The 13,770-nt window shown below is 42.1% G+C and carries 15 protein-coding genes; 14 read left to right on the top strand and 1 reads right to left on the bottom strand.

The annotated features are described in order from the left end of the window. Nucleotides 1-5: 5 nt before the first annotated feature. The 13 genes from napG (at nt 6) to PR800_RS14735 (ending at nt 11,632) form a co-directional block, all read left to right on the top strand. Nucleotides 6-716: a ferredoxin-type protein NapG gene (gene napG / locus PR800_RS14795; protein WP_102139976.1), complete on the top strand. Its 711-nt coding sequence runs from the start codon at nt 6-8 to the stop codon at nt 714-716. After that, entirely contained in the window at nt 703-1,566 is an 864-nt protein-coding gene (napH, locus tag PR800_RS14790; protein ID WP_102139975.1) for a quinol dehydrogenase ferredoxin subunit NapH, read from the top strand. The genes napG and napH overlap by 14 nt, the downstream gene beginning before the upstream one ends. Continuing rightward, on the top strand, nt 1,563-2,012 hold the full coding sequence (gene napB / locus PR800_RS14785) for a nitrate reductase cytochrome c-type subunit (RefSeq protein WP_004913351.1): 450 nt from the start codon (nt 1,563-1,565) through the stop codon (nt 2,010-2,012). Before napH ends, napB begins: the two co-directional genes overlap by 4 nt. A gap of 9 nt (nt 2,013-2,021) precedes the next feature. Then, on the top strand, nt 2,022-2,660 hold the full coding sequence (napC, locus tag PR800_RS14780; RefSeq protein WP_102139974.1) for a cytochrome c-type protein NapC: 639 nt from the start codon (nt 2,022-2,024) through the stop codon (nt 2,658-2,660). Nucleotides 2,661-2,857: 197 nt separating this feature from the next. Continuing rightward, nucleotides 2,858-3,598 carry a heme ABC transporter permease gene (locus PR800_RS14775; protein WP_195697564.1) on the top strand — a complete coding sequence of 247 codons (741 nt, stop codon included), beginning with the start codon at nt 2,858-2,860 and terminating at the stop codon, nt 3,596-3,598. Then, nucleotides 3,595-3,807: a heme exporter protein CcmD gene (gene ccmD, locus PR800_RS14770; protein WP_004262214.1), complete on the top strand. Its 213-nt coding sequence runs from the start codon at nt 3,595-3,597 to the stop codon at nt 3,805-3,807. Before PR800_RS14775 ends, ccmD begins: the two co-directional genes overlap by 4 nt. Beyond that, nucleotides 3,804-4,295: a cytochrome c maturation protein CcmE gene (ccmE, locus tag PR800_RS14765; protein WP_036958480.1), complete on the top strand. Its 492-nt coding sequence runs from the start codon at nt 3,804-3,806 to the stop codon at nt 4,293-4,295. Before ccmD ends, ccmE begins: the two co-directional genes overlap by 4 nt. After that, nucleotides 4,292-6,223: a heme lyase CcmF/NrfE family subunit gene (locus PR800_RS14760; RefSeq protein WP_102139971.1), complete on the top strand. Its 1,932-nt coding sequence runs from the start codon at nt 4,292-4,294 to the stop codon at nt 6,221-6,223. Before ccmE ends, PR800_RS14760 begins: the two co-directional genes overlap by 4 nt. After that, nucleotides 6,220-6,777, top strand: a complete 558-nt coding sequence (dsbE, locus tag PR800_RS14755; protein ID WP_004262204.1) for a thiol:disulfide interchange protein DsbE — start codon at nt 6,220-6,222, stop codon at nt 6,775-6,777. The genes PR800_RS14760 and dsbE overlap by 4 nt, the downstream gene beginning before the upstream one ends. Further along, nucleotides 6,774-7,844, top strand: a complete 1,071-nt coding sequence (locus PR800_RS14750; RefSeq protein WP_102139970.1) for a cytochrome c-type biogenesis protein CcmH — start codon at nt 6,774-6,776, stop codon at nt 7,842-7,844. Before dsbE ends, PR800_RS14750 begins: the two co-directional genes overlap by 4 nt. A 169-nt stretch (nt 7,845-8,013) precedes the next feature. After that, a complete protein-coding gene (locus tag PR800_RS14745; protein ID WP_210843321.1) occupies nt 8,014-8,739 on the top strand; it encodes a hypothetical protein in 726 nt (241 codons plus the stop codon). Nucleotides 8,740-9,051: 312 nt separating this feature from the next. Beyond that, nucleotides 9,052-9,417 carry a DUF2946 domain-containing protein gene (locus tag PR800_RS14740; RefSeq protein ID WP_395349629.1) on the top strand — a complete coding sequence of 122 codons (366 nt, stop codon included), beginning with the start codon at nt 9,052-9,054 and terminating at the stop codon, nt 9,415-9,417. 181 nt (nt 9,418-9,598) lie between these two features. Beyond that, nucleotides 9,599-11,632, top strand: a complete 2,034-nt coding sequence (locus tag PR800_RS14735; protein WP_272531093.1) for a TonB-dependent copper receptor — start codon at nt 9,599-9,601, stop codon at nt 11,630-11,632. Nucleotides 11,633-11,716: 84 nt separating this feature from the next. Here the strand turns inward: PR800_RS14735 and PR800_RS14730 are convergent, their stop codons facing one another. Further along, nucleotides 11,717-12,601, bottom strand: coding sequence for a helix-turn-helix domain-containing protein (locus PR800_RS14730; protein WP_166265486.1), 885 nt, complete (start codon nt 12,599-12,601; stop codon nt 11,717-11,719). A 908-nt stretch (nt 12,602-13,509) separates the two neighbouring features. Here PR800_RS14730 and PR800_RS14725 point away from each other — a divergent pair. Then, nucleotides 13,510-13,764, top strand: a complete 255-nt coding sequence (locus PR800_RS14725; RefSeq protein ID WP_102137344.1) for a helix-turn-helix domain-containing protein — start codon at nt 13,510-13,512, stop codon at nt 13,762-13,764. Nucleotides 13,765-13,770 lie beyond the last annotated feature (6 nt).

The raw sequence follows: 13,770 nt of genomic DNA, 5'->3' as shown, positions 1-13,770 counted from the left end.
TGCTCATGCCCCAGAAAGCTAAGTCTCAACAGGCTAAGTCCCAGAACAGCCGTCGTCGCTTTTTACGCGATGTCGCCCGCACTGCGGGCGGGTTGGCGGCTGTTGGTGTGGTGCTGGGGCTTCAGCAACAAACGTCCCGTGCGAGTGGCGTCAAGCTCCGCCCGCCGGGCGCCCTTGATGAAAAAACATTTGCCAGTGCATGTGTCCGTTGTGGGCAATGCGTTCAAGCCTGCCCGTATGACATGTTGAAGTTAGCGACATTGGCATCAGGCTTGGCTTCTGGAACGCCATACTTCATCGCTCGAGAAAACCCGTGTGAAATGTGTGAGGACATTCCTTGCGCTAAGGTTTGCCCAAGTGGCGCATTGGATAAAGACATTGAGTCGATTAACGATGCACGCATGGGGTTAGCCGTTTTACTCGATCAGGAAAACTGCCTGAATTTTCAAGGGCTAAGGTGTGATGTATGCTACCGCGTATGTCCACTGATTGATGAAGCCATCACATTGGAACTGGAACAAAACCACCGAACCGGTAAGCACGCGCGCTTCTTACCCACAGTCAATAGCAACTACTGCACCGGATGCGGTAAATGTGAACAAGCCTGTGTATTGGAAGAGGCAGCTATCAAGGTATTACCAAGGTCGTTGGCAAAAGGTGAGTTAGGGCACCATTACCGCTTTGGTTGGCTGGAGGGTAACAATGGCGAATCGTAAACGTGATGCCGGACGTGAAGCTCAGGCAAAAAAAGGCTGGTGGCAAAGCCACAAATGGTTGGTGTTTAGACGCATAAGCCAATTGCTGGTGTTAGCGATGTTCCTAAGTGGGCCTTGGTTTGGGGTGTGGATTTTACATGGTAACTACAGCAGTAGCTTATTGTTAGACACCGTACCTTTGACTGATCCCTTAATTACGTTAGAGAGCTTAGCAAGTGGTTACTTACCGGGGATCTCCGCGCTAATTGGGGCTGCTATCGTATTTGGGGTTTATGCACTGTTGGGTAAGCGCATTTTCTGTAGTTGGGTCTGCCCTGTAAACCCAGTGACGGATGCCGCAGCGTGGTTAAGACGTAAGTTTGATTTTAACCAGTCTGCAACCATACCCCGCAATATTCGCTATGTATTGCTGGTGGTGATCCTGATCGGCTCTGCGATTACAGGCACCTTACTTTGGGAATGGCTTAATCCCGTTTCATTAATGGGGCGCAGTTTAATTTTTGGTTTTGGCAGCGGTGCATTGGTTTTAGTTGCACTGTTTTTATTCGATTTATTAGTTGTGGAACATGGTTGGTGCGGTCACCTTTGCCCATTAGGTGCGCTATATGGCGTAGCTGGGTGTAAAGGCGCATTGGTTGTTACAGCGGAAAATAAAGAAAACTGTAGCCGTTGTATGGACTGTTTCCACATTTGCCCGGAGCCGCAAGTTCTGCGCGCACCGGTCCTAGATAAACAAGCTCCAGCGCAGATATCAGATAAGGATTGCATCACTTGCGGTCGTTGCATCGATGTTTGTTCTGAGGATGTTTTTAAAATAACACTAAGATGGAGTTCGGGAGCGAAATCATGAAAAATCCTGTCCTGAAAAAGACGATCAGCCGTTGGGTGGCTGGAATGGCCTTTGTTGTAAGCAGTCTTGTTTGGGCTGCTAATGGTGTAGACCTGACCCAATCACCAGAAGTATCCGGTACGTCAGAAGGAAGCATTCATATTCCGAAAGAGCAAGAAAGAATGGCATTAAACTATGTGAATCAGCCACCAATGATCCCACATAGTGTTGAAGGTTATCAAATTACCACTAATACTAATCGTTGTTTGCAATGCCATGGCGTGGAAAATTATCGTACCACAGGGGCACCAAGAGTTAGCCCAACGCACTTTATGGATGCAACAGGCAAAGTCCTCGGCGAAGTCGCACCAAACCGTTACTTCTGTCTACAGTGCCACGTGCCGCAATCAGACACAGCACCGATTGTTGATAACACATTTACCCCATCCAAAGGTTTTGGGAAATAAGGGGGAATTATGTCAAATAACAATGATAAGCAAACACATGATGACAAGCCGAAGAAAAAGGGTTTGTTTGGGCTAATCGGCCGAGTATGGCGGTGGTGGCGTAGGCCAAGCCGTTTAGCATTAGGAACCTTATTACTGATTGGTTTCGTGAGTGGTGTTATCTTCTGGGGCGGCTTCAATACGGGTATGGAAATGGCCAATACGGAAGAGTTCTGTATTAGCTGCCATGAAATGCGTGAGAATGTCTATGAAGAATATATGGATACTATTCACTATACTAACCGTAGTGGTGTCCGTGCAACTTGCCCAGATTGTCACGTACCGCATGAGTTCGGCCCCAAAATGGTGCGTAAAATTCAAGCGAGCAAGGAGTTATACGGAAAAATTTTTGGCATCATCGACACGCCTCAAAAATTTGAAGACCATCGGTTAGCGATGGCGCAAAGCGAGTGGCGACGGATGAAAAATAACGACTCACAAGAGTGTCGTAACTGCCACAACTTTGAGTATATGGATTTCACGGCACAAAAAGGGGTTGCAGCTAAAATGCATGACCAAGCCATCACGGATGGCAAAACCTGCATTGATTGCCATAAAGGGATCGCCCATAAGTTGCCGGACATGCGTGAAGTTGAACCTGGCTTTTAATTTAAGGTAATCATTTTATGATGAGTTATACCGATGAATTATAAGTAATGATCAATAAATAGGCTGGTTATGCGTTTGAGTATGATCAGCCTAAGTTATATTTGTGTTAAATCAATATATTTGCTTTTTTAATGTGTATTGTATGATTCTGTCGCGCAGCATTTACTAACAATATAATAAATCAGGGTAATTAAACTATGTGGAAAAAGCTTCATCAACTTGCCATCCCAGTTAACCTTTACCGGTTATGTGGGCGTCTAATACCGTGGTTTATCATATTGAGTGTAATTTGTTTAGCAGTGGGATGGATTTGGGGATTTGGCTTTGCGCCAACCGATAAAGTCCAAAGCCAAAGTTATCGTATTATGTATATCCATGTGCCTGCTGCAATGTGGTCAATGGGGATCTACGCCACCATGGCGATCACCGCTTTTGTCGGTCTCGTATGGCAAATGAAAGTCTCTGAATTGGCGATAGCTGCAATGGCGCCTGTCGGGGCGGTATTTACCTTTATCGCATTGGTTACCGGTGCGACATGGGGTAAACCAATGTGGGGGGCATGGTGGGTATGGGATGCACGTTTAACTTCTGAATTAATTCTGTTTTTTCTGTATGTGGGGATTATTGCTTTATGGCATGCGTTTGATGACCGCCGTACAGCAGGAAAGGCCGCTGCAATTTTAGTATTAATTGGTGTGATTAACTTACCTATCATTCATTATTCAGTTGAATGGTGGCAAACCTTGCACCAACCATCTACACGTATGCAAGAAAGCATCGATCCTGTAATGCGTACGCCACTACGTTTAGCTATCCTTGGTTACCTGTTTCTTTTTATCTCATTAACGTTAATCCGTTTACGTAGTCAATTATTGATGTTAGAACGTAACCGTCCATGGGTATTAGATATTGTGAATAAAAAAGGACGTCAATCATGACTAGCGCATTTGCATCTTGGAGTGAGTTTTGGGCGATGGGCGGCTATGGTTTTTATGTATGGCTGGCGGTTGCGCTGACATTAATACCTATTTTGTTACTCTGTTTGCATACATACATACAAAGAAAAATGATAATAAATGCAATTATTCAACAGCAAGCTCGTGAAGTAAGACAAAAAGCAGCAAGAGCGCGTAGGGAGGGAGTGTGAATATTCGTCGTCGTAACCGACTTTGGTTGATCTGTTCCATATTGGTTGGCGTGGGGTTAACCCTCGCATTGATTCTCTACGCATTGCGCTCAAGTATTGACTTGTTTTATACCCCCGGTGAAATCATCTACGGTAAGCGGGAAACTCAGCAAATCCCTGAAGTTGGGCAACGTTTGCGCGTTGGCGGCATGGTGATGCCCGGTAGTGTGGTACGTGATTCTGACCCCGTCTCTAATGCCGTCAATATTACTTTCACAGTTTATGATGCCGAAGGTGAAGTGGACGTAAGTTATCATGGAATTTTGCCTGACTTATTCAAAGAAGGGCAAGGTGTTGTTGTTCAAGGGGAATTACAAGAGAATAATCATATTTTAGCGAAAGAAGTGCTTGCTAAACATGATGAAAACTATACGCCACCAGAGGTTGAAAAGGCGATGCAGGAAAACCATCGCAGGCCAGCTGCTGCCTATAAGGACAATGCATCATGATCCCTGAAATTGGTAGCGTTTTACTGTGTTTGGCATTAGGTCTTGCCGTTTTGCTGTCTTTTTACCCGCTATGGGGAGTGGCACGCAATGATGCCCGCCTGATGGCATCATCGCGTCCATTAGCATGGTTACTTTTTCTCTGTGTAACAGGGGCATTCCTAGTATTAGTGAATGCCTTTGTTGTTAATGATTTCTCAGTCACTTATGTTGCCAATAACTCGAATACGCAATTGCCAATTTGGTATCGTGTTGCTGCAACATGGGGAGCTCACGAAGGCTCATTATTACTTTGGGTATTATTAATGAGCGGCTGGACATTTGCGGTAGCAATTTGCAGTTACCGAATGCCTCTCGACATTGTCGCCCGTGTTTTGGCCGTCATGGGGATGGTTAGCGTTGGTTTTTTACTGTTTATCATCTTCACTTCAAATCCGTTTTCTCGCACGCTGCCGGCCTTTCCGATTGAAGGGCGTGACCTCAACCCATTACTACAAGACCCCGGGCTGATTTTCCACCCACCATTGTTATATATGGGCTATGTCGGCTTCTCAGTGGCATTTGCCTTTGCGATTGCGGCATTGTTAAGTGGCCGGTTAGATAGCTCTTTCACGCGCTTCGCTCGCCCTTGGACGATGGCAGCATGGTTCTTTTTAACACTGGGGATCATGCTAGGTTCCGCATGGGCCTATTACGAATTAGGCTGGGGAGGCTGGTGGTTCTGGGACCCAGTGGAAAATGCCTCCTTTATGCCATGGTTAGTGGGGACGGCATTGATCCACTCACTTTCCGTTACTGAACAGCGAGCCACGTTTAAAGCCTGGTCACTATTATTGTCGATTTTTGCTTTCTCACTGTGTTTACTCGGGACTTTCTTAGTCCGTTCAGGGGTATTGGTTTCTGTACACGCCTTTGCCTCAGACCCATCTCGAGGGTTATTCATCTTAGCCTTCATGGTGTTAGTGATTGGCGGCTCTTTATTGGTGTTTGCACTGCGTGGGCACAAAGTACGCTCAAGAGTTAACAATGCGCTATGGTCTCGTGAATCCATGTTATTGGGCAATAACGTTATCCTAACAGCAGCGATGTTAGTCGTGTTACTCGGTACATTGCTACCGTTGGTCCATAAACAAATTGGTCTGGGTACGATTTCCATTGGTGAACCGTTCTTTAATACCATGTTTATCGCGTTGATGGTGCCATTTGCCTTGTTACTGGGAATTGGCCCACTCGTACGCTGGGGGCGTGACCGCCCTGCGGCTATCAAAAAATTATTAATCATTGCAACGGTATTAACCGTTATTCTCTCTTTTGCCTTACCATTATTAATGGAAGATAGGGTAGAAGCATTGACGGTTGTCGGCTTAATGATGGCGTGCTGGATAGCTATTCTTGCGTTCGCGGAAATGCGAGTGCGCATCAGTAAGAAAATCAAGCTCACGCCAAGTTATTGGGGAATGGTACTGGCGCACTTAGGTTTAGCGGTAACCATCGTCGGTATTGCCTTTAGCCAAAATTACAGTATTGAGCGTGATGTGAAAATGAAGCCGGGCGATAGCATTTCAATTCGTGCTTATACCTTTGTATTTAATGGGGTAAAAGAGGCTGATGGCCCTAACTACCAAGGCGTTATTGGCAGTATTTCAGTGAAAGAGAAAGACAAAGTCATCGGTGTTTTAATGCCAGAAAAACGTTTTTATAGCGTTAGCCGAGCAGTTATGACCGAAGCCGCGATCGATGGCGGTTTTACTCGCGATTTATATGCCGCATTGGGTGAGGAAATTGCTAAAGATACGTGGACGATGCGTTTGTATTATAAACCGTTTGTTCGTTGGATCTGGTCTGGTGGCGTATTAATGGCTATCGGTGCGTTATTTTGCTTGTTTGACCCACGTTATCGTCGTCGTAAATTACAAGGGGAAACAGCATGAACCGCAAAGTCTTCTTAATTCCTTTTATTATTTTTGCAGGAATTGCTGCGGTTCTGTTATGGCAATTGATGCGTAATGCAGAAGGGGATGACCCTCGCTTATTAGAATCCGCTTTAATTGGTAAGCCAGTGCCCGTTTTTCGCCTTGAGTCACTAGAAAACCCCGGTCAACATTATGAATCGGATGTGCTAACACAAGGGCAACCTATCTTGTTGAATGTTTGGGCAACATGGTGCCCAACATGCCGTGCAGAACATCAATATTTGAATAAATTGTCTGCACAAGGTGTCCGTGTGGTCGGGTTGAATTATAAAGATAAACGGGATAAGGCCATTGTGTGGTTACGTGAGTTGGGTAACCCTTATGCTCTGAGTTTATTTGATGGTGAAGGTATGTTAGGCCTTGATTTAGGGGTATATGGTGCACCTGAAACGTTCTTAATTGATGGCAATGGTGTGATCCGTTATCGTCACGCAGGGGCAATGGACGAGCGCGTTTGGGAAAAAGAATTTAAACCCCTTTGGGAGCGCTATAATCAGGAGGCGAACCAATGAGGTATTTATTGGGTTTATTGATGTTAGCGTTAAGTGCAACGGTGACATATGCATCGACAGAAGTGTTTACTTTCGATAATGAACAGCAAGAGCAGCAATTCCGTAAGTTAACCGAAGAGCTGCGTTGTCCTAAATGTCAAAACAACAGTATTGCGGATTCTAACTCAATGATTGCACTGGACTTGCGCCAAAAAGTGTATGAGTTAATGAAAGAAGGCAAAAACCGCGATGAAATCGTTGATTATATGGTTGCTCGCTATGGTTACTTCGTCACTTATAACCCACCTCTGACACCGCTCACGGTGATGCTATGGGGGTTACCATTTGTTGCTATAGCGGTAGGCGGCTGGATCATTTTTGCCCGTTCTAAAAAACGCGTTAGATTAAAACAGGTTGAGCAGGGTGATGAGGAAGCATTGCCTGAGGCCTCTCGTACCAGCAATTGGGTTTATTTACCCGGGTTTATCATCGCATTAGGTGTTGCGGGTGGGGCTTATTATCAGGTAGGCAGTTACGAGAAAGTGGCAGATTGGAATAATGCCTATCAACAAGCCCCTGCTTTGTTAGATAGAGCACTAGACCCATCTGAGCCGCCACTCAATAATGCGGAAATGGAACACCTTGCTTTAGGGTTACGCACTCGACTGCAGGAAGACCCGCAAAATGTAGAAGCGTGGGAAATGCTAGGCCGTATTGGTATGGTGTTGGGGAATGCTACTATGGCAACCGATGCCTATGGCCGTGCTTATCGCCTAGCCCCTAAAAATGAAAATGTAGTGATGGGATATGCGGAGGTTTTGACGCGCTCTTCTGATCCTGAAGATAACCGCCAAGGTGCAGAATTACTTAAAAAGCTGATCGCAGAAGACCGCACTAATGTGAAAGCGTTGAGTATTTTTGCATTCAATGCATTTGAGCAAGAACGCTACGCTGAAGCCATTTCTGCTTGGCAAATGATGCTAAAACTGCTGCCAGAGAATGACCAACGTCGTCCTATTATCGAACGCAGTGTTGAACAAGCTCTGATGATGGTGCATGAAAAGAAAGGGCAGCCTTCCGATAAGTAAGTTTTTTCACTGATAGTGTTATACAGGTGTTCGCCTGTATAACACTCCCTTTCATATTACAATCCACGATTTTGATTACTTCGGTTTGTTAAAGATAGCTGATATCAATTCTTTTAATATAGTTTGAGTTTATAACTAGATAAAAGGAAGCAATATGGCCACTCGACTAATGCGTAATTATCATCAAACCAATATCTCTCACCCAGTCGTATCAGATTTGAATAAACTCCCATTAGATAAAGAAGTTAAAACAAAGCTTGTGAATCAGCAGCTAAAATTAAATAAATTTGCTGGTAGTATTAAAAAAAAACAGATTGACCTGATAGGGTCAAAAATTCCCACTCGGGTTTTTACTTTAAGGCGCGCCTATTCAGAGCCTTCAAGTATTCATCAAAAAAATATATCAGGGGCATTGGCATTAAATCGGTCGGCTTCGGAGCCAAGCAATCTAAATCGCTCCCACAGGACGCCAGTTCAAAAGAGGACATTAGCGAGAGCGCAACCTAATTATCAGCCAAGTCAGGCTCCAAGAAGCCCACAATATATTCAAAAAGCAAAAGACGACAAGATCGCCGCATATCAATCACTCTCTGATGTGGTTAAAAATTTTCTTAACGAAAAGCTCAGCTATAAAATTTTGGTCACTTTCAGAAAAGGGTTAGCTGGCAAGGAAGTAAAAAAATATATGGTTGCTTATGAAGAATTTAAACAAGGTGTTAGCGATAAAGAAAAAGAGCAATATTTACAGATTAAATTGAGTGGTTTGACGCCAGATAACCGATTTCAATCAACCAAAACGGTTTGGATTGAACTGGATAAACTCAAGCCAATTCAAACTAAAGAAGAGATAACCAAGGTAATGGTTAACACAAAATGGTCTCATCTAAATCGCTAGGGTTAGATGGTTAATAGCCAAATAATGTTAAAGTAAATAATGAGCTTATTATTTACTTTAATTTCAATCTGTTGTATTGAGAATAGAGATTTAATCAATAGATTGATTTTAATCAGCAATTGTCTGTTTTTTAGTCTTTTGTATGCGATGCTGCGCTGTGGTTAACATTAATTCTGAAAATAAATAACAACACCCTTCCAAATAAGATACAATTCCGCACTATAAAATTCATACTGAGATGACGGAAAAACGTTGCACCTGCGCCCTTTTATCAAACAGCTATCCGCTTATCTTGCTTTGCTTGCCATTGCAATGTTGTTTATTGCACCTTTGGTTTCTAAGTCCATGGTGCATATGGACACTTGTACAGATATACAAAGTGAGATGGTAGACTCTTCTATGCATTCGCATCACAGTATGCCTATGTCTGAAGGCTGTGACGTTTCTATACCAATGAACCATATGTTAATGACGGGGATAGGGCAGTCTCCGATGGAAGATATTGCATGTGGTTACTGCCAATTATTGATCCACTTCCCATTTCTTATCTTACTTATTGCTGCGGTTATTCGGCAATTTGCCACGCTAACGCTATTTATTCCCTTTGAGAGTTGCACTCACATTTGGTTATTTAGACCATGGTCATTACATCTCGCTCGAGCCCCACCAATCTCCTGATTTCTTAATATTATAAATTTTCAAATTAATTAAATTGCTACTTTTGCTTTTATTGTGCAAAGCGTTTTCGTTCATCTTGAATTTCTTTGATTTTTAAGAGGTTCCCCCTTGAGGGCTGAAAATGTATTTGTAAGCTAAGAGGTGAAAGCAGCGTAGCTATACTCTAAGAAACAGGTAAAAAATGAACACACACGTTTTTAAAGTGGCTCCTATTGCAACACTGGTAATTAGTGCAATTTTTACGGCGTCTACAGCCGCTAAAACTGAAATCAACCAAAGCCCAATTTCAGATAGCTCAGTGATGATTGTGACTGCGCCAGTTGATTCACCATTAACGATTACGACATCACCTAAAACACCAAGGCAGCCCGTCCCTGCGAGTGATGGTTCTGATTATCTCAAAACTATTCCGGGTTTTTCACAAATACGAAACGGTGGGACTAACGGTGATCCTGTTTTTCGTGGCATGTTCGGCTCGCGTTTGCGTATTTTGACCAATGATAGCGAGATGTTAGGTGCATGTCCTTCTCGTATGGATGCGCCTACATCTTATATCTCACCGGAAAACTTTGATGTACTGAATATGATTAAAGGCCCTCAAACTGTTTTATGGGGGCCTGGGAACTCTGCGGGAACCATCCGTTTTGAACGTGAAAAACCGCTATTTACTGAAGCAGGAATGAAAGGAAACGCGAGTGTTTTAGCCGCATCTAATGAGCGTTGGGATGGCAATGCAGATGTGAGTTTAGGTAATGAGTCTGGCTACATTCGCGTTATTGGCAATAAGTCACGTTCTAATGATTATAAAGATGGTAATGGGGACAAAGTACCGTCTAAATGGGACAAATGGAATACTGATATTGCGGTTGGTTGGACACCTGATGAATACACATTATTAGAGTTGACTGCTGGTAAAGGCGATGGGGAAGCTCGCTATGCGGGGAGGGGAATGGATGGCTCTCAGTTTAAACGCGAAAGCTTAGGATTGCGCTTTGAGAAAAGTAATCTCAGCGATGTGTTAGATAAAATTGAAGCGAATGTCTATTACAATTATGCCGATCATATAATGGATAACTACTCGCTTCGTTCTCCATCAGGTGGCGGAATGAGTGGTGGTCATATGGGGCATGGTGGCCATGGCATGATGAATATGCCAATGAAAATGCGAGTTGACCGTGAAACCATGGGGGGGCGAACGATGGGAACATGGTTATGGTCAGACTATGAACTGCGTGTCGGCGCAGACATGCAAACCAATAAGCATCGAAAAAACAATCACAATAGCTGGAAAAAAGATGCACAATTTCAAGATTATGGTGTTTTTAGCGAGCTAACTTGGCATCCAACTGAACAAGGCAAAGTGGTCAGCGGGGTACGTTTAGACCGCGTGATAGTCGAAAATAATACCGGAGTAGGTTCTTCAGGGCGTAATACTGTGATGCCAGCAGGCTTTGCGCGTTATGAGCATTCTTTATCGGGTACGCCTGTCATGTTATATGCAGGTGTCGGTTATACAGAACGCTTTCCTGATTATTGGGAATTGTTCTCGCCTAAACTCGGCCCGGATGGTAGCAATAATGTGTTTGATAAGCTAAAAACTGAAAAAACGACTCAGCTAGATATTGGAGCTAAATATAGCCATGAAGACACCAATGCATGGGTTTCTGCATATGTAGGGCGTGTTGATGATTTTATTCTCTTCCGTTATAGCGCAATAAATCCAAGAATGAGCCAGGTGGAAAATGTGGATGCGTTAATTATGGGAGGAGAACTCGGTGTTGCACAAAAACTCAGTGATGAGTGGAAAGCGGATGCAAGCCTTGCGTATTCATGGGGCGAAAACCGTACAGATGGAAAGGCATTACCGCAAATGCCACCGTTGGAAAGCCGATTTGGCTTATCGTGGGAAAAAGGCGATTGGACCACGACAGGCTTAGTACGAGTCGTGAGCCGCCAAAATCGCGTTGCCATTAATGATGGTAATGTAGTGGGTAAAGATTTTAGCAAAAGTGCGGGTTTCACAATTTTTTCATTAAATACAGCGTATAAAATTAATGAAAACATGAAATTAAGCGCAGGTGTTGATAACCTTTTTGACAAAACCTATAGCGAGCACCTTAATTTAGCTGGAAACAGCGGTTTTGGCTATTCATCCAACGTGCCAGTGAATGAACCAGGGAGAAATTTCTGGGCAAAAATGAATGTGACTTTTTAATTATTAGCTCAACAACCCATACAACTTTTGTGTGGGTTGCTTGCTGGCTGGTTGTTAAATAGCTAGTTGTTAAATACCTAGTCGTTAAATAATAACGGGAATATAATAATTTAGTTCTTGAATGAAATGGCGTGAATCATTAATGAATGCCTCATAAGAGGGTTTAGACTTTAGGACATATTGCTCAACATCTGGCCCTTCACCACGGACGATATCCATTTCAGCAAGCACCTTCCCATAAGCAGTATAGATAATGTCATTGTAATCTATACCATGAAGGCTACTAGTGATTTTGATTTCTAAATAATTTCCTGAGGGTAACTGTAAGTTAGTTGCTTGCGGAAGCGCAATACTAACATCTTGTTCATCTAGAGCCGTGGTATATAGGAAATGCCCTTCTGCATTAGCGCTTTGGTCAATACCATGGATAGCATATAAATGCTGCGTGACATAAGGGTTTTTCTCAAAAAAAGCCCTCCAATAGTATCGGCGCAGTTCATCGGTTTTTAGGTTCCACTCATTAATATCTTTAGTATAACGATGCTTAGTTCCGAGTAAGTTGATTGCGGGTAACTGAGCCAATTTAACTTGAACACTGAGCTCTTTACTCTCTCGTAAAGGTAAACAGAACCCTTCAACTTTCCATCCTTCTCGTTTTCTATATTCAGAAGGGGTCAGATTAAATTGCTTTTTAAACGCGCGGCAAAAAGTTTGTTGCGAGTCAAAGCGGTATCTTAGAGAAATGTCCATTATGCTGTCATTTGTTAGCCGTAATGCGACAGCAGAACAAGAAAGACGTCTTGCTCGGATATAGGAGCCAAGTGCGAGTCCTGTTTGGTTTTTAAATAGGCGCTGAAAGTGCCATTTTGTGTATCCTGATTTATCGGCAACAGTATCTAGGGATAGGCGAGATTCTAAATTTTGTTCTATCCAGAGAATGATTTCCCTGATAACACTTTCTTGTAGCATGATTATCCTTTCAGGTCTCTTTTACTTACCAATAAAATAAGAGGTCATATAATAACTCAGTGTGATGACTGGTAAGTATTCATAGGTGCTCGTAATAGGATAGCATGCTAACTGACAATTTTATTAAAAAGATGTGAAGTTAAGTAAGTTTTGATAAGGGAGGGGTTAGATTGAATGCTTAAATACACTTGTTAGGCGTTTACGTAATTTGCCTAATTTTTACATACTGTGTATAGACTGAAAGTAATGAATATGGCATAAGTGTGAGACATAATTTTATTTACATCTAAGACGATCTGTTATAGTAATCTATTTTAGAGATTCAAAATAAGATTGAAATAATGTAACTTACTAATCTTAAAAGTGCTTTAACCTTATAAGCGTAATATAGAATGTCTTATTATTATTACCTGAATCTAATCTTGTTATTTCGACTAATAAATAAAAAAAAACGTCTTTTTTTATGATGAAAAAAATTTTTCTTTATTATAATTGCTTTGTGGAAACTTATTGATACGGATGAATACAAATTGTCACGAATTTCCTAAGGTTATAACATTAAATTTGGCAATATAGTTTTATCAAATTGGAAATGTAAGCTAGAATTTAAATTAAATTGGAAATACAATTTATTAGCTGGTGACTGACTATAACCTAGTTTCTATCTTTATTGGGTCTTAAAGTGTTATGTGATGACCATCACAACTAAAATGTAACAATGAAATAGATATAATCTAATTATATCATCTGCTTATCTGGTTTTTCTGTTTGTTTTTCATTAATGGATTGTCTTAAAACGATTCATTTAATCAGAGTTTTATTATTTTAAGTCAATTTATAAATTTACGGTTGGTGATAATTTACGCACCGGTTGATAATATTCATTTTAATATTTAGTAGAGGTTATTATGGGCAAGGAAAGCATTGCTAAAATGCTAGGGATAAAAATCCGAAAACAGCGAGAAAACCATAAAATATCGATAGAAAAAATGGCAAGCTTAATCGGTGTAACAGAAGAAGAAATGAATCGATTCGAGACTGGCGAAAGTTGCATTGATGTTGATTCATTATTTCAATTTGCTTATCTTTTCAATGTTGATCCTACGTCTTTTTTATATGGCGTCGTAAATGTAAATGGTGGTACATATAGCTCAATACATTGATTATAA

Source organism: Providencia sp. PROV205, from assembly GCF_028479505.1.
GTDB classification, from domain to species: Bacteria; Pseudomonadota; Gammaproteobacteria; order Enterobacterales; family Enterobacteriaceae; genus Providencia; species Providencia huaxiensis.
This window is presented reverse-complemented; position numbering and strand designations above follow the sequence as displayed.